Origin of the sequence: Aquabacterium sp., assembly GCF_035476535.1 — a bacterium.
In the GTDB taxonomy this organism is placed as follows: Bacteria; Pseudomonadota; Gammaproteobacteria; order Burkholderiales; family Burkholderiaceae_C; genus Pseudaquabacterium.
In genome coordinates, this window is record NZ_DATILJ010000055.1 from 1 (window position 1) to 15,853 (window position 15,853).

Here is a 15,853-nt window from a genome sequence, read left to right on the forward strand (position 1 = left end):
TCAGGTAGGCCAGCGACGACAGGCCGGTGCCGAAGTCGTCGATCGCGATGCGCACGCCGCGCTCGCGCAGCGCCGTGAGCAAGCGGATGTTGTCGTCCACGTCTTCCACCAGCGTGTGTTCGGTGAGTTCGATCTCCAGCAACGCCGGATCGCAGCCGGTGCTGGCCACCGCCTGCTCAAACTGCTGCAGCAGGCGGCCATCGCGCAGCTGGCGGGCCGACACGTTCACCGCCACCGGCAGCGGCGGCAGCCCCATCGCGGCCCAGCGCTGCTGCTGTTGCGCCGCCTGCTGCAGCACCCAGCCACCGAGCTCGACGATCAGCCCGGAGCGCTCGGCCATTGCGATGAACTGCACCGGTGGCACGATGCCGCGTTCCGGGTGATGCCAGCGCAGCAGCGCCTCCGCGCTCACCAGCCGGCCGCCGGCCAACTCGATGATCGGCTGGTAGTGCAGCCGCAGCTGGCCTTCGCGCAGCGCGGTGCGCAAATCGCTTTCAACCCGCAGGCGCTGCTCGTTGAGCTCGCGCAGGCCGGCATGGAACACCACCACCCGGTTCTTGCCCGCAGCCTTGGCCTGGTACATCGCCATGTCGGAAGCCAACAGCACGTCGTCGGCACGCTGGCCGTCTTCGGGAAAGCGCGCCACGCCCACGCTGCCGCCCAGCCGGGCATCGAGGCCCTGCAGCTGCACCGAGCCACCCAGCACCTGGCGTGCCATCACGCCGTACAGGTGCGGGTCGCGGTAGCCGGGCTGCCAGGGGCAGATCATCACGAACTCGTCCCCGCCGAAGCGGTAGGCCCGCGCATCCGGCTTCAGCACCTGGCGCAGGCGCTGCGCCACCCTGCGCAGCATCTCGTCGCCCGCCGGGTGGCCCAGCGAATCGTTGATGGCCTTGAAGTCGTCGAGGTCCAGCGTGATGATCGAGAAGCCCTCGCCGCTGCGCCGGGCTTCGGACAGATAACTCGCCAAATGCTCGTGCGCGGCATGCCGGTTGAACAGGCCGGTCACCGGATCCAGGTAGGCCAGCTCATCAAGCCGGCGTTCGACGACATCCACATCGCGGCGCACGCCCATGGCCAGCAAATAGGCCAGCAGCATCGCGCAGGCCGCCGAACCCGCCGTGATGCCGGCGAACAGCCAGGCGCGGCGGTGCAGCGGCGCCAGCGGCACCTCGAAGCGCAGGCGGCCCAGTTCGGCACCGGCGTTGTCGATGCGTTCGGTGACCACCAGCAGGCCGCCTTGCACGACATGGCCGGGCAGGCCGCCCGCGTTCAGCGTCGGCACCGTTTCCGGCGTGAGAGCCGAACTCTGGTAGTCGACGAACAGCAAGCCCTTGGCGTCGAACACAGTGGCACGCCGCACGCCGGGCGAGCGTTCCAGGCTGCGCAGGATGTCGCCGGCAGCAGGGGTGTCCTGGAACAGCAGCGCCGCGTTCAGGTTGCCGGCAATCACGCGGGCCTGCGTCGTGGTCTCGTCGATCAGGGCCTCGCGCGCCTGCACGAACATCGCGATGTTCAGCGCCGTGCCGGTGACCAGCAGCGCCAGCCCGGCGGCGGCCAGCGCCAGCCGGGTCAGACGCACCCCCAGTTCGCCGCGCGGCGCGTTGCGCAGGGCCGGCAGCTTCATTCGCGCACCTTGCGGGCCAGGCGCAGGATCTTCGAGCTCAGCTGCAGCCGCTGCTGGCGGGCCTGCACCATGTCGATGTCGAACTGCAAGCGGCTGCCATTCATGCGCAGCCCGATGGTCACGCCGGCCTCGTCGGCGCGCTGGCCGTCGCCAATCACCAGCGTCGGCCCGGCGCCGGCCACGCGGGCCGCCAGCGGCCGCTGGCCGGCATCGTCCAGCACCCAGGCATGGCAGGCGCGTTGTTCGTCGGTGCTGGCCACCTCGCGCGCTTCGAGCCGGCGCTGGCGCACCGGCCGGTCCTGCAGCAGCTTCAGGTGCGGCCACAGCGGCGAGCTGCGGTCGGCGCACAGCAGCAGCGGTGCGCCGGACGGCAGCTCGGCCTCGCCCGGCCATTCGACAAACAGCAGCAGGTTGAAGATGATCGCGGCCTTCAGCGGCAGTTCGTCCAGCGCCAGGCTGCGCAAGGGCAAGCCCAGCAGCAGCAACAGGACGACAAGATGAGCCCAGCGCAGCATGTCGTGCCCGCTCAGCGGCCGAAGGGCCAGTCGAGTTCCAGCCGCCAGTGGCGCCGGGCCTGGGGCAGCACCGGCTGGCGCTCGGCGTCGGCGCCGGGGTCCTGCAAGGCCCGATCGGCCACATTGCGTACCGACAGCTGCAGCGCAGCGCCGATCAGCGGCAGCGGGCCACTGAGCGTGGCATTCACCAGCGCCTGGCCTGCGGCCGCGCCGCGCCGGCTGAGGGCAGCCACTTCGGCGCCCAGGCGCCAATCGCCGGCGAGCGGCAGCACCAGCGTGCCCTTGAGCATGCGGCGCGGGTACGGTGCATCGGCCGGCGCGCCTGAGCGGTCGTGGTTCAAGCTGGCATTCACGCGCCAGCGCAAGGCGCCGCTGGCATGTTCGACTTCGAACTCGGCGCCGCGGGCGGCGAACACGCCGGCGTTGTTGAAGCGGTAACGCTCGCTGTCCTTGTCGAAGCCGAGGATCAGCAGGCCCTCGGCGCGGTTGCGGTACAGCGAGGCGGACAGGCGCCAAGCCGGCGCCGGCAGCCATTCGGCGCTGAGTTCGTCGCCACGCACGTGCTCGGGCCGCAAGCTCGGGTTGCGCAGGTAGCCGGCCGTGGAATCCACCTCGTAGAACGCCTCGTAGGCATTCGGCGCGCGGAAGCTGCGGCCGTGGATCGCCTTCAGGCTCCAGGCCGCATCGGGCCGCCAGGCCAGCGCGATGCGCGGGCTGGTGGCCTGGCCGTAGCGCGACACCTGGTCGACGCGTGCACCCAGGTGCAGCGTCCACGCCTCGGACAGGCGCATCTGGTCTTCGGCGAACACCGCACTGCGCTGGCTGCCGCGTCTGTCGTCGAGGTAGACATCGGCGCTCGGCGAGAGGTCGAAGTTCTGCTGCAGCAACTCGCTGGCGCGCTGCCACTCGGCGCCGGCCACCAGCCGGTGGCCGCTGAAGCGCAGGCTGGTCAGCCGCGCCTCCAGCCCCCACCAGCGGCCGCGACCGATGTCGCGGTTGACGGTGGGCGGCGGGTAGTCGATCAGGTAGTCGCCGACAAAGCGGTACTGGCCGGCGTGCAGGCGCGTGGTGAGCTGCTCGCTTCCGCCCAGCGCCAGCTCATGCTGCAGGCCGACCAGGCGGAGGGTGTCGCGGTAGCGGTTGGCGGCATCGCCGAACACCAGGCCGACGCCGAAGGGCACGCCCTTCACGCGGTCGGCATGCACCAGCGTGGCCGACCAGGGGCCGCGGTCCCAGCGGGCGTTCAGCGCCGTGCGTTGTTCATCGTCGATGCCGCTCACGCGTGCAGGCCCGGCACCGGGCGTGGCGTCAGCCAGCGCTTCGCCGCCTGCCAGGCTGCGCGAGAAGTCCACGCGCCAGCCTCCGGCGGCATCGGCCTGCTGCCAGCCGGCGCGCAGCACGCGTTCGCCATGGCTGCCCGCACCCAGGGCGGCATGCCCCACGCTGTCGCCCACCGGACGGCGGGTGATGACATTGATCACGCCGAACAGCGCATTGGCGCCGTACACCGCCGAGCCGGGGCCCGGCACGAATTCGATGCGCTCGACCTGCGCGATGTCCAGCGGGAACTCGCTGCCCAGGAAGGCCTGGTCGTACAAGCTGTCGTTGATGCGGTTGCCGTCCACCAGCAGCAGCACGCGGGTGTTGTAGTCGCCGCTGGCGATGAAGCCGCGCACGCCGATGTAGTCGTAGGTGCGGTCGCTCACCGTCACCACGCCGCGCACGCTGCGCAAGGCCTCGGCCAGCGTGCGGTGGCCCAGCGCGTGAATTTCTTCGCGCGTGATCACCGTCACCGCGGCAGCCGATTCGCTGCGCCGCGTCGCGAAGCGCGAGCTGCCGGTGACCTCCATGTCCAGCAGCGTGTCCAGCGACAGGTCGGCCAGCTCACGCGCCGATTGCGCCTGCCCGGCCGCGGGCAGCGCCAGGCACAGTGCCGCCAGCATCCGGTTCATCCACACGCTCACTGTCACCACTGCCTTTCACGACCGCACTCGAGCCACATTTGCTCATGAGCTTATCGGCCATCACCGCAGTGTCTTGACCGCGCTGTGCGGGATCCTGCACAGGATCGGTGAGGGTGATCCCGAGGGTGATGTCGGGTTTATGCTCCGGCACCTCAGCTGCTGCCTGGCCTTCCCATGCACCTGTCCGACCCTGAATGTCCCTTCCTGCCGGAACTGCCGGCCACCGGTCGGGCCCGCACCCCGCGGCACGCCGGGCCTGCGCGGCAAGCCAAGGCCGCAGCATGGTGAGTCGCCGCCGCGTCCTGCTGGGCACGCTGGGCGTGGCCGGCGCGCTGGTGATCGGCTGGTCCATCGTGCCGCCGCGCCAGCGCATCAGTACCGCCAGGCAGATGCCGCTGGCCCCTGGCCAGCAATCGCTGAACGGCTGGCTGAAGATCGGCAGCGACGACCGCGTGACCATCATGCTGGCCAAGAGCGAGATGGGCCAGGGCGTCAGCACCGCGCTGGCGATGCTGCTGGCCGAAGAGCTGGATGCCGACTGGTCGCGCGTGACCACCGAGATGTCGCCGGTGGACAAGATCTACAACAATATCGCCACCGTGATCGACGGCCTGCCCTTCCACCCCGACGACCACGGCAGCCTGAAGACCTTCGTCGGCTGGATGACGGCCAAGTCGATGCGCGAGATCGGGCTGATGGTCACCGGCGGTTCATCGAGCATCAAGGACCTGTGGGGGCCGATGCGCGAAGCCGGCGCGTCGGCACGCGCGATGCTGGTCGCCGCCGCCGCCGCGGCCTGGCGCGTGCCGGCCGGCGAGATCACGGTGCAGGCCGGCGTGCTGCGCCATGCGGCCAGTGGCAAGCAGGCGCGCTTCGGCGAGTTGGCCGCCCAAGCCGCGGTGCAAGAGATGCCCGGCTCGGTGACGCTGAAGGACCCGGCTCGGTTCACGCTGATCGGCCAGCCCACGAAGCGCCGCGACACCCCCGCCAAGAGCGACGGCAGCGCGCGCTTCGGGCTGGACGTGCTGCCGCCCGGCCTGCTGTACGCCAGCATCGTGATGTGCCCGACGGTGGGCGGCAGCGTGGCTTCCTTCGACCCCAAGGCCGCCGCTGCGCTGCCCGGCGTGCAGCAGGTGATGGCCGTACCGGGCCTGCGCGGCGGCACCGGCGGCATCGCCGTGATTGCCGACACGCCCTGGCATGCCATGCAGGCCGCCAAGCAAGTGGTCGTGCAATGGAACCCCGGTCCGGCCGCCGGCCTGGACAGTGCCGCGCTGATGCAGCAGCTGAAAACCGCACTGGCCGCCGATGATGGCTTCGGCTACTACCGCACAGGTGACGCGGCCCAGGCGCTGAAGGACGCGGCCAGGACCCTCACCGCCGAGTACAGTTCGCCGCTGCTGGCCCATTCGACGCTGGAGCCGCAGAACTGCACCGTGTGGCTGAAGGACGACGCGGCGATGGTCTGGGCGCCGACCCAGGTGCCCGACATCGCGCGCGCCGCCGCGGCCGACGCGCTGGGCCTCTCGGCCGACCAGGTGGACCTGCAGGTCACGCTGCTCGGCGGCGGTTTCGGCCGCCGGCTGGAGGTGGACTTCATCGCGCAGGCGGCCACGGTGGCGCGGGCCGTGCCGGGCCAACCGGTGCAGAGCTTCTGGTCGCGCGAGCAGGACATGACGCACGACTTCTACCGCCCGCCCTGCGTCGCCCGCTACACCGCCGGCTTCGATGCGCAGGGCCGCTTGCTGGCCTGGCAGGCCACATCGGCAGGACCGTCGATCGTGCAGCAGTACCTGAAGCGCCAATGGGGCCTGCCCGGCGCCGGCCCGGACAAGACCACCGCCGAAGGGGCCTTCGACAACCCGTATGAATGGCCCAACGCACGCGTCGGCCACGTCATCGTCGAGACGCCGGTGCCGGTGGGCTTCTGGCGCTCGGTGGGCCATTCGCACCAGGCCTTCTTCAAGGAGAGCTTCATCGACGAAGCCGCACAGGCCGCGGCCCAAGACCCGGTAGCCTTCCGCGAGGCGCTGCTGCAAAAGCACCCGCGCCACCTGCAGGTGCTGCGCCGTGCGGCTGCGCTGTCGGGCTGGGGCAGCACGCTGCCGCCGGCCGCCGATGGTGCGAAAAAGATGCGCGGCATCGCGCTGCACCAGAGCTTCGGCAGCATCGTGGCGCAGGTGGCCGAGGTATCGGTCTCGCCGGCCGACAAGCAGATCCGCGTGCACCGCGTGGTCGCGGTGATCGACTGCGGGCTGGCCATCAACCCGAACATCATCCGCCAGCAAATGGACTCGGGCATCGTCTTCGGGCTGACGGCCGCGCTGTACGGCGAGATCACGCTGGCCAAGGGCCAGGTGCAGCAGAGCAACTTCCACCAGCAGGCCTTGCTGCGCTTCAATGAGTGCCCGGTCATCGAGACCGAGATCATCCAGAGCGCCGAGCCGCCCGAAGGCGTCGGCGAACCCGGCACGCCGCCGATAGCGCCGGCGGTGGCCAATGCGCTGTTTGCACTCACCGGTCAACGTCTGCGCCACCTGCCTTTGCGCCTGGCCTGAGGACTCACGATGAGCACTTTGAACATCAACGGCAAGACCGTCACCGTCAAGGCTGAACCGGACACACCGATCCTGTGGCTGCTGCGCGGCGAACTGCAGTTGACCGGCACCAAGTTCGGCTGCGGCATGGCCTTGTGCGGCGCCTGCACCGTGCACCTGGATGGCGAGGCCGTGCGCGGCTGCGTCACGCCGATCAGCGCCGCCGAAGGCAAGGCCATCACCACCATCGAAGGCCTGCAGGGCCCGCAGATCGAGGCCTTGCGCAAGGCCTGGATCGACGTGGATGTCGTGCAGTGCGGCTACTGCCAGAGCGGCCAGCTGATGAGCGCCTGCGCGCTGCTGAGCAAGACGCCCCAGCCCACCGATGCGCAGATCGACGACGCGATGAGCGGCAACCTCTGCCGCTGCGGCACCTACCCACGCATCCGCGCCGCGATTCGGCAGGCTGCGGGCTGAGGCCGCGACAATCGCGGCTTCACCCTGCTGAAGCCGACTTGCATGAAAACCTCGATCGCCGCGCTGGCGCTGGCCGCTGCCAGCCTGCTCCCGTCCCTGGCCCACGCCGCCTTCCCGGACAAGCCCGTCAAGATCATCATCGGCTTCCCGGCTGGCGGCCCGCTGGACGGCCACGGCCGCCTGCTGGCCGACAAGCTGCAGGCGGCGCTGGGCCAGCCGGTGATCATCGACTACAAGGCCGGTGCCGGCGGCAGCGTGGGCGCCGAGTACGTCGCCAAGTCAGCCGCCGATGGCTACACGCTGATGCTGGCCAACACCGGCGTGATGGTGATCAACCCGGCCGTCTACCCCAAGCTCAGCTACCAGACGCTGCGCGACTTCGTGCCGATCGCACGCACCGCGCAACAGCCGCTGGCGCTGGTGGTGCACCCCGGCGTCGCGGCAAAGAACGTGGCCGAGTTGGTGGCGCTGGCCAAACAGAGCCCCGGCAAGCTGAACTACGGCTCGGCCGGCAACGGCGGCAGCTCGCACCTGGTGCCGGAGATGTTCAAGCAGGCCACCGGCAGCTTCATCGTGCACATCCCGTACAAGGGCAGCGCACCCGCGATGACCGATCTGCTGGCCGGCCAGGTGCAGATGATGGCTGAGTCGGTGCCGCTGGCTTCGCAGTACGTCAAGCAGGGCAAGCTGCGCGCGCTGGCCGTCACCGGGCAGGAGCGCAGCCCGGCGCTGCCGGACATCCCCACCTTCGCCGAGCTCGGCGTCAAGGGCATGGAGGTGGTGGGCTTCTACGGCATCCTGGCGCCGGCCGCCACGCCCAAGGACGTGGTGGCCAAACTGTCGGAGGCCTTCCGCCAGGTCCTGTCGAATCCCGAGGTGCAGAAGACGATGACGACGCAGGGTGCCGACCCGGCCTTCCTGAACAGCGAACAGTTCGCCCGCTATCTCGCCGACGAGATGCCGCGCTGGGCGCGCACGGTGGAGCGCTCGGGCACCAAGCTCGACTGACCCGGCTTACACCGCCGGCAGCACCACGCCGCGGCATTCACCGAAGCCGATGCGGGCGGCGCCGGGCCGTTCGCACCAGCCGCGCAGCATCAGCGCATCGCCGTCTTCGAGGAAGCCGCGCTGTGTGCCATCGGCCAAAGTGAGCGGCTGCCGGCCGCCGTGGGTGATCTCGATCATCGTGCCGGCTTCGCTGGCCTCGGGGCCGGAGATCGTGCCGGTGCCCAGCAGGTCGCCGGGCTGCAGATTGCAGCCGCCGACGGTGTGGTGCGCGATCATCTGCGGCACGGTCCAGGACTGATGGCGGAAGCTGGTCTGCGACAGGCGTTGCGCTTCACCGCCCGCGGGCTGCAGCCAGGCTTCGAGCTGGATGTCCAGTGCACCCCGCGCGCGCACGCCGGCATCGTCCAGGTAGTCCAGCAGCGGCGGCGCTTGCGCGTCCGGTTCCCAGGCTTGGCGATAAGGCGCCAGCGCGGCCAGCGTCACCACCCACGGCGAGATCGAGGTCGCGAAATTCTTCGCCAGGAACGGGCCCAGCGGAGCCATCTCCCAGGCCTGGATGTCGCGCGCCGACCAGTCGTTGAGCAGCACGATGCCGAACACCTGCGCTTCGGCGTCCGCCAAGGCGATCGGCTCGCCCAGCGCATTGCCGCGGCCGATCAGCACGCCGAGTTCCAGCTCGTAGTCCAGCCGGCGCGTCGGGCCGAACACCGGTGCGCTGTCACCCGGCGGCAGGCGCTGGCCTTTCGGACGCCGCACCGATTGGCCGCTGATGATCACGCTCGAGGCGCGGCCGTGGTAGGCGATCGGCATCGAACGGAAGTTCGGCGACACCAGGTCGACCCCGGTGTCCCCGCGCATCACGCGGCCGGTGTTGCGGGCATGGTGGATGGACGTGTAGAAATCGGTGTAGTTGCCGATGCGGGTGGGCAGCGTGTACTCGGCCAAGGCTTGCGGGCTGAGCAGCACCCGCATGGCGGCCTGCTGCGCGGCGGAGGCGTCGCTGCGCAGCAGCGCAAACAAGGCCTGGCGCAACGCGCGCCAGGCTGCGGGGCCTTGGGCGCAGAGGCCGTTCAAGGTGGTCCCGGCGGCGGCGGCAGCGGCCTTCTGCGCATCGCCCTGCAGCAAGGCAGTAGCGGCCAGGCCGGCGAGGTCCAGCACCTGGTCACCAATCGCCACACCACCGCGGAACTGCTTGCTGGTGCCATGCGGCGGGCGGAACACCGCGAAGGGCAGGTTCTGCAGCGGAAAGTCGGTCCCTGCGGCATTCGCCGATTCGACCCAGCTGCGCGCACCCGAGTCGTGCGTGAAGTCCAGCGTGGTCGTCATGCTGCGAGCCTGTCGTCGAAGATCGCCACCGCACGCGTCCAGCCGGCCGAGGCGCCGCGGATCTTGTGCGGGAAGCAGCTGATGAAGAAACCGTCACCCGGCAAGGCCTCCAGGTTGTGCAGCTTCTCGATGTGGCAGTAGCCGATGTCGCGGCCGGCCTTGTGGCCTTCCCAGATCAGCCCGGCGTTGCCGGTCTCGCCGTACTTCTTCGCGGTGTGCACGAAGGGTGCATCCCAGCTCCAGGCATCGGTGCCGGTCAGGCGCACGCCGCGTTCCAGCAGGTACATCGTGGCTTCGTAGCCCATGCCGCAGCCGGCCGACACATAGTCGGGGTGGCCGTAGCGTGAACCGGCGCGCGTGTTGACGACGACGATCTCCAGCGGCTGCAGCGTGTGGCCGATGCGTGCGAGTTCGGCCTCCACCTCGGCGGCCGTGACCACATGGCCATCGGCCAGGTGCCGGAAGTCCAGCTTCACGCCGGGCTGGAAGCACCAGTCCAGCGGCACGGCATCGATCGTCGTCGCCGGCTTCTTGCCACCGGCCTTGGCATCCATCGTGCTGTGGAAGTGGTACGGCGCATCGAGGTGGGTGCCGTTGTGGGTCGACAGCGTCACGCGCTCCACCGCCCAGCCTTCCCCATCGGGCAGATCCTTCTGCTGCAGACCGGGAAAGAAGGGCTCGATCTGAGAATAGGTGTTCTCATGCGTGAAGTAGTCGATCTTCGGCGACAGCCCCGGCGGGTCCGAGGCCACGTCGTTTTCAAGGTAGATCGACAGGTCGACGAAGTGGCGTTTCATGGGGGGCTGGTCTCCTGCGGGAGGGTCTTGGGATCTTGGCAAGGGGCGCGGACTTCGCGGGCGGTGCCAATGCGGCCAGCAGGCCGCCGGTGATGAAACGCATCAACAGCGGGCCGGCCGCCGGATCGGCCGGCTGGTTCAGGCCATGCGACAGCGCCACGACACGTGTATCGCTCAGATGGTTCAGCAGCGCGCCCAACATGAACTGGTAGCACCAGGCCGCCTGCTGCCGCGACGCGCCGGGCATCGCGGCATGCAAGGCATCGATGAAGGCATGGGCCATCGGGTCGAAGTAGGTGCGCAGCGCAGCCTCGGCCTCGTCCACCGCCTGGTAGAGCTGGCGCGCCACCAGCAGCGCGTAGTACTCGCCCTCGGGGCTGGCGCGCAGGTCGAGCACCGGCTGCACGAAGGCGTCGACGATGGCGGCCAGCGTGGCCTCGTCGCCCGGCGTGACATGAACGCGGCGCAAGGCCGCCAGACGGGCCTCGACGGTCGAGTTCCAGTGCGCAAAGATCGCAATGAAGAGCTCGTGCTTGGCGCCGAAGTAATAGCTCACCAGCGCGAGCGGCACCGCTGCTTCTTCGGCGATCTGGCGCAAGGACACGGCATGGAATCCGCGCAGCGCAAACAGCTTTTCGGCCGCCAGCAGGATGGCGTGGCGCCGGTCCGGCCGCACACCGGCAGGCGGACGCGAGCGGGCTGAAAGCGGCGGGGTGACACGTGACATGGCGGTACTGTACATCTGATCAAATAATTGATCATCCGTACAAACCCGCCTGGCGCCGGGATCACCGAGCGGGCCTGCGCGCGGCCGCGCAGCCTAAAATCCCGGCCTGTCTCCGAGGATGGCACCCATGCCCCGCAAGCTCTTCGTCACCACCGCCCTGCCCTATGCCAACGCCGGATTCCATATCGGCCACATGATGGAATACATCCAGGCCGACACCTGGGTGCGGGCGCAGCGCATGCGGGGTGCCGAGGTGAACTTCGTCTGCGCCGACGACGCCCATGGCGCGCCGATCATGATTGCCGCCGAAAAGGCCGGCAAGACGCCGCAGCAGTTCGTCGCCGACATCGCCGCTGGCCGGCCGCAGTACCTGAACGGCTTCCACATCGCCTTTGACAACTGGCATTCCACCGACGGCCCGGAGAACCACGAACTGGCGCGCGAGATCTACCTGGCACTGCGCAAGAACGAGCTGATCGATGTGCGTTCGATCGAGCAGTTCTTCGATCCGGTGAAAGGCATGTTCCTGCCCGACCGCTACATCAAGGGTGAATGCCCGAAGTGCGGCGCGAAAGACCAGTATGGCGACTCCTGCGAGAACTGCGGCGCGGTCTACGCCCCGACCGACCTGAAGAACCCGTACTCGGCGCTGTCCGGCGCGGCGCCGGTGCGCAAGAGCAGCGAACACTACTTCTTTCGCCTGTCGGACCCGCGCTGCATCAGCTTCCTCGAACAGTGGACGCAGGACGGCAAGCTGCAGCCCGAAGTCGGCAACAAGATCCGCGAGTGGTTCACGAAGAGCGAGGACGCGAATGGTCAACTGACGGGTGGCCTCGGCGACTGGGACATCAGCCGCGACGCGCCCTACTTCGGCATCGAGATCCCCGATGCGCCGGGCAAGTACTTCTATGTCTGGCTCGATGCGCCGGTGGGCTACCTGGCCTCGCTGAAGAACCTGTTCGGCAAGCGCGGCCAGGACATGGACGCCTACCTCGCCGACCCCGATGTGCAGCAGGTGCACTTCATCGGCAAGGACATCGTCTACTTCCACACCTTGTTCTGGCCGGCGATGCTGCACTTCTCGGGCCGCAAGGTGCCGAACAATGTCTTCGTGCACGGCTTCATCACCGTCGGTGGCGACAAGATGAGCAAGAGCCGCGGCACCGGCATCAGCCCGCTGCGCTACCTGGAGGTCGGGCTCAATCCGGAATGGCTGCGCTACTACATCGCGGCCAAGCTCAACGCGCGGGTCGAGGACATCGACTTCAACCCGGAAGACTTCATCGCCCGCATCAACAGCGACCTGGTCGGCAAATACATCAACATCGCCAGCCGCGCCGCGGGCTTCCTGAGCAAGCGCTTCGGCGGACGGCTGTCATCCGACCCGGGGGTCGAAGGCCGGCTGCTGCTGGACACGCTGCGCAGCCACCGCAGCACGGTGGAAACGCTGTACGAAGAACGTGAATTCGGCAAGGCGGTGCGCGAGATCATGCAGCTGGCCGACCGCGTCAACGAGTACGTCGACCAGCACAAGCCCTGGGAGCTGGCCAAGCAGGCGGGACAGGACGATGCGCTGCACGATGTGTGTTCGGTGTGCATCGAGGCCTTCCGCGTGCTGACGATCTACCTGAAGCCCATCCTGCCGGCGCTGGCGGCGCAGGTCGAGGCCTTCCTGAAGGTGCCGGCGATGGACTTCGCCGATGCCGCGCGTGCGCTCGGCCACCACACCATCGCCGACTACAAGCACCTGATGCAGCGTGTCGACGCCAAGCAGGTCGATGCCTTGTTCGAGGCCCCCGCGACACCAGCGATGCATCCCGGCGGCGAAGCCATCGCCGACGAGATCAGCATCGACGACTTCGCCAAGGTCGACTTGCGCATCGCGAAGATCGTGCAGGCCGAAGCCGTCGAAGGCAGCGACAAGCTGCTGAAGCTGACGCTCGATGTCGGCGAGGGCACCGACCCGCAGGGGCGTCCCATCACACGGCAGGTGTTCTCCGGCATCAAGAGCGCCTACCAGCCGCAGGACCTGATCGGCAAGCTCACCGTGGTGGTGGCCAACCTGGCGCCGCGCAAGATGAAGTTCGGTCTCTCCGAAGGCATGGTGCTGGCGGCCAGCCATGCCGACGGCAAGACCCAGCCGGGGCTGTGGGTGCTGGAGCCACACGCCGGCGCCGTGCCGGGCATGCGAGTCCGCTGAGTCTTGGCGCCGATACGCGCGGCCGCGGCATGCATCGGTGGCATCATCGCCCCATGACCGGTCGCCCGCTGGCAGATCCCCGTGTCGCGCTGATGTCGCGGCGCCGGCGGTTCATCGCGCGCATCCATCACTGCGGGCCACCTGGCACACCCACGCCCATCGTGTGTGTCGTGACCAGGAGCCTGCATGCTGTCCCCGAACCAGTTCCACCGCTTCCGTCCGCGCCTGATTGACGCGCTGGCGGGCTACTCGCGCGCCCGTTTCGCCGCCGACCTCGGTGCCGGCATCACGGTCGGCATCGTCGCGCTGCCGCTGGCCATGGCCTTTGCCATTGCCTCCGGCGTCAAGCCCGAACAGGGCATCTTCACCGCCATCATCGCCGGGCTGCTGATCTCGGCGCTGGGCGGCTCGCAGGTGCAGATCGGCGGGCCGGCCGGCGCCTTCATCGTCATCGTCTATGGCATCGTGCAGCGCTATGGCCTGGCCAACCTGCTGATCGCCACCTCGCTGGCCGGGGTGCTCTTGATCGTGATGGGCTGGTTGAAGCTGGGCGTGCTGGTGCGCTACATCCCGGTGTCCATCGTCATCGGCTTCACCAACGGCATCGCGGTGCTGATCGGGCTGTCGCAACTGAAGGACTTGCTGGGGCTGCCGGTGGACAAGATGCCGGCCGACTTCTTCAGCCAGATCGCGGTGATCGGCCGCCACCTGCACAGCGTGAACTGGGCGGCGCTGGGGCTGGGGCTGGCCTGCCTGGCCATCGTCGTGCTGTGGCCCAAGTCCTACACCATGCCGGCCGCCCACCAGGGCTGGAAAACCACGCTGCGCCGCTGGGCCGCGCATGTGCCGGGCACCATCGTCGTGCTGGTGCTGGCCACCGTCGCTGCGCTGGCGCTGAACCTGCCGGTGGAGACCATCGGTTCGCGCTTCGGCGGCATCCCGCAGGCGCTGCCGACGTTCGCGCTGCCCGAGTTCAGCTGGGAGACCGCGCGCATGCTGGTGATTCCTACGATCACGATTGCGCTGCTGGGCGCCATCGAATCGCTGCTGTGTGCCCGGGTGGCCGACAACATGGCGCCGCAGCACGCACGGCATGAACCGAACCAGGAGTTGATGGCCCAGGGCATCGCCAACCTGGTGGTGCCGTTCTTCGGCGGCATTCCGGCCACCGGCACCATCGCGCGCACCGTCACCAATGTGCGGGCCGGGGCCACGTCGCCGGTGGCCGGCATCGTGCATGCGGCCGTGCTGCTGCTCATCGTGCTGGTGGCCGCGCCGCTGGCGCTGCACGTGCCGCTGGCCGCCTTGGCCGGCATCCTGCTGTTCGTGGCCTGGAACATGGGCGAGTGGCGGGAATTCGCGCGGCTCAAGCACTTCATGCTGCCCTACCGCACGGTGCTGGTCGGCACCTTCTTGCTGACCGTGATCTTCGACCTGACGGTGGCGGTGGAAATGGGCCTGCTGATGGCCTGCGGCTTCTTCATCTGGCGCATGAGCCAGCTGTTCAGCGTGCGGCCGCACGCGGCCGGCGAGCTGCCGCCCGGCGTGATGGCCTTCGAGCTGTTCGGCTCGCTGTTCTTCGGCGCGGTCGGCAAGATCGAGGCGCTGCCGGCCCAGCTGCTGCCCGGCACCCGCGCGGTGGTACTGGAGATGCACCGGCTGATATCGATCGACACCTCGGGCATCGACGCGCTGCAGCAGTTGTTCCGCTCGCTGCAGCGCAGCGGCGTGGCGCTGGTGCTCGCCAATGTCAATGAGCAGCCGCTGGGGCTGATCAAGCGTTCGGGCTTTGCCGACGAGATCGGCCACGAACAGATCGTGCCGACGGTGGGTGATGCCGTGCTGGATGAGCGGCCCGCGCCGGACGAGCGATCCGCCGGGTGACGGCGATCAGTGCAACTTCGCCAGCTCCGCCAGCAGCTTCTGCCGCGCCGGGCCGGCCGGCACGGCCTCGGCCACCAAGGTGAAGAAGGGGTCGCGGTAGCGCGACTTCTCCGCGGCCTTCTTGACCACCACGCGGGCGATCGGCCCGACATGCACGGCCAGCAGCTTCTGCGCCTGCTCCACCGCAGCGTCGCTGATCTTCACCGCGTTGGTGGCCACGGTGGGCATGCTGCCGACGGCGGTGGCGAAGATCGTCGCACCGCGGCCACCGGTGGTATGCGCTGGCATCGGCGAGACCGTGGTGCGGCCGGCGCGCGCGGCGTGGTCGATGAACAGGCCGCGCGCAGTGGGGTTGGTCACCTGCTCGGCGAGCTTGGCGTACAGCGAGGGCAGGTCGTGGCACTCCTTGGCGGCGCGACGCACCATCACGCTGGCCATCGGGCCGACATGACGGGCCAGCGACTGCTCGGCCTCGGCCAGCACCGACTTGTCCCACTGCGTCAGTGAACCGCCGGTGCCGGAAGTCGCCACGCCGGCGATCGACGGCTTGGTGCGCGCCGGCAACGCGATGATGGTCTCGTCCGACACCGTCGGGCTCACCGGCGCGTTGGCGGCCGCGATCATCGCCTTGCGGAAGGCCGCGGCCGTGGCATAGCGCCGGTCCGGGTGCTTGGACATCGCGGTGCTGACCACCGCGTCGAAGCGGTCGGTGCGGTTGGCGCCCTCCACCAGCGAAGGCGGTGGCGCCACTTCGTGCACCACCTTGTACATCAGCGCCTCGGGCGTGCCGA

Annotated in this window: 11 protein-coding genes and 1 pseudogene; 5 read left to right on the top strand and 7 right to left on the bottom strand. The window is 69.1% G+C overall.

Features of this window, described 5'->3' with window-relative positions; genetic code table 11:
• The 3 genes from VLK61_RS05725 to VLK61_RS05735 form a co-directional block, all read right to left on the bottom strand.
• Positions 1 to 1,627: putative bifunctional diguanylate cyclase/phosphodiesterase (locus VLK61_RS05725; protein WP_325419162.1), on the bottom strand; the 1,627-nt coding region annotated here is incomplete at its 3' end.
• Positions 1,624 to 2,142, bottom strand: coding sequence for a YfiR family protein (locus VLK61_RS05730; protein ID WP_325419163.1), 519 nt, complete (start codon positions 2,140 to 2,142; stop codon positions 1,624 to 1,626). The genes VLK61_RS05725 and VLK61_RS05730, both read right to left, overlap by 4 nt.
• Positions 2,143 to 2,153: 11 nt before the next feature.
• A complete protein-coding gene (locus VLK61_RS05735; protein WP_325419164.1) occupies positions 2,154 to 4,094 on the bottom strand; it encodes a TonB-dependent receptor plug domain-containing protein in 1,941 nt (646 codons plus the stop codon).
• Between the two features lie 293 nt (positions 4,095 to 4,387).
• On the opposite strand from VLK61_RS05735, the gene VLK61_RS05740 reads away from it, so the two are divergent.
• The 3 genes from VLK61_RS05740 to VLK61_RS05750 are packed head-to-tail and all read left to right on the top strand — an operon-like array spanning position 4,388 to position 8,128.
• Positions 4,388 to 6,664: a xanthine dehydrogenase family protein molybdopterin-binding subunit gene (locus tag VLK61_RS05740; protein ID WP_325419165.1), complete on the top strand. Its 2,277-nt coding sequence runs from the start codon at positions 4,388 to 4,390 to the stop codon at positions 6,662 to 6,664.
• Between the two features lie 9 nt (positions 6,665 to 6,673).
• A complete protein-coding gene (locus tag VLK61_RS05745) occupies positions 6,674 to 7,120 on the top strand; it encodes a (2Fe-2S)-binding protein (protein ID WP_325419166.1) in 447 nt (148 codons plus the stop codon).
• Positions 7,121 to 7,162: 42 nt separating this feature from the next.
• Positions 7,163 to 8,128 (top strand): Bug family tripartite tricarboxylate transporter substrate binding protein, encoded by a 966-nt coding sequence (locus VLK61_RS05750; RefSeq protein WP_325419167.1) that lies wholly within the window; start codon positions 7,163 to 7,165, stop codon positions 8,126 to 8,128.
• A gap of 6 nt (positions 8,129 to 8,134) precedes the next feature.
• On the opposite strand, the gene fahA is transcribed toward VLK61_RS05750, so the two are convergent.
• The 3 genes from fahA to VLK61_RS05765 are packed head-to-tail and all read right to left on the bottom strand — an operon-like array spanning position 8,135 to position 10,978.
• The gene (gene fahA, locus VLK61_RS05755; protein ID WP_325419168.1) at positions 8,135 to 9,454 is read right to left on the bottom strand and encodes a fumarylacetoacetase; all 1,320 of its coding nucleotides are present in this window, start codon (positions 9,452 to 9,454) and stop codon (positions 8,135 to 8,137) included.
• A complete protein-coding gene (locus VLK61_RS05760) occupies positions 9,451 to 10,251 on the bottom strand; it encodes a cyclase family protein (protein ID WP_325419169.1) in 801 nt (266 codons plus the stop codon). The genes fahA and VLK61_RS05760 overlap by 4 nt, the downstream gene beginning before the upstream one ends.
• Positions 10,214 to 10,978 (bottom strand): TetR family transcriptional regulator, encoded by a 765-nt coding sequence (locus VLK61_RS05765; protein WP_325419171.1) that lies wholly within the window; start codon positions 10,976 to 10,978, stop codon positions 10,214 to 10,216. The genes VLK61_RS05760 and VLK61_RS05765 overlap by 38 nt, the downstream gene beginning before the upstream one ends.
• A 127-nt stretch (positions 10,979 to 11,105) precedes the next feature.
• On the opposite strand from VLK61_RS05765, the gene metG reads away from it, so the two are divergent.
• Positions 11,106 to 13,178, top strand: a complete 2,073-nt coding sequence (gene metG, locus VLK61_RS05770; protein WP_325419172.1) for a methionine--tRNA ligase — start codon at positions 11,106 to 11,108, stop codon at positions 13,176 to 13,178.
• A 186-nt stretch (positions 13,179 to 13,364) separates the two neighbouring features.
• Complete coding sequence (locus VLK61_RS05775; protein ID WP_325419174.1) at positions 13,365 to 15,062, top strand: SulP family inorganic anion transporter; 1,698 nt, start codon at positions 13,365 to 13,367, stop codon at positions 15,060 to 15,062.
• 6 nt (positions 15,063 to 15,068) lie between these two features.
• Here the strand turns inward: VLK61_RS05775 and VLK61_RS05780 are convergent.
• A pseudogene (locus tag VLK61_RS05780) lies at positions 15,069 to 15,853 on the bottom strand (hypothetical protein); the annotation flags it as partial.

What these genes read in the sequence shown, in the direction of transcription:
- VLK61_RS05730 (WP_325419163.1), bottom strand. Translation starts at nt 2,142, where the DNA reads ATGCTGCGCTGGGCTCATCTTGTCGTCCTGTTGCTGCTGCTGGGCTTG.
- VLK61_RS05735 (WP_325419164.1), bottom strand. Translation starts at nt 4,094, where the DNA reads ATGAACCGGATGCTGGCGGCACTGTGCCTGGCGCTGCCCGCGGCCGGG.
- VLK61_RS05740 (WP_325419165.1), top strand. Translation starts at nt 4,388, where the DNA reads ATGGTGAGTCGCCGCCGCGTCCTGCTGGGCACGCTGGGCGTGGCCGGC.
- VLK61_RS05745 (WP_325419166.1), top strand. Translation starts at nt 6,674, where the DNA reads ATGAGCACTTTGAACATCAACGGCAAGACCGTCACCGTCAAGGCTGAA.
- VLK61_RS05750 (WP_325419167.1), top strand. Translation starts at nt 7,163, where the DNA reads ATGAAAACCTCGATCGCCGCGCTGGCGCTGGCCGCTGCCAGCCTGCTC.
- fahA (WP_325419168.1), bottom strand. Translation starts at nt 9,454, where the DNA reads ATGACGACCACGCTGGACTTCACGCACGACTCGGGTGCGCGCAGCTGG.
- VLK61_RS05760 (WP_325419169.1), bottom strand. Translation starts at nt 10,251, where the DNA reads ATGAAACGCCACTTCGTCGACCTGTCGATCTACCTTGAAAACGACGTG.
- VLK61_RS05765 (WP_325419171.1), bottom strand. Translation starts at nt 10,978, where the DNA reads ATGTCACGTGTCACCCCGCCGCTTTCAGCCCGCTCGCGTCCGCCTGCC.
- metG (WP_325419172.1), top strand. Translation starts at nt 11,106, where the DNA reads ATGCCCCGCAAGCTCTTCGTCACCACCGCCCTGCCCTATGCCAACGCC.
- VLK61_RS05775 (WP_325419174.1), top strand. Translation starts at nt 13,365, where the DNA reads ATGCTGTCCCCGAACCAGTTCCACCGCTTCCGTCCGCGCCTGATTGAC.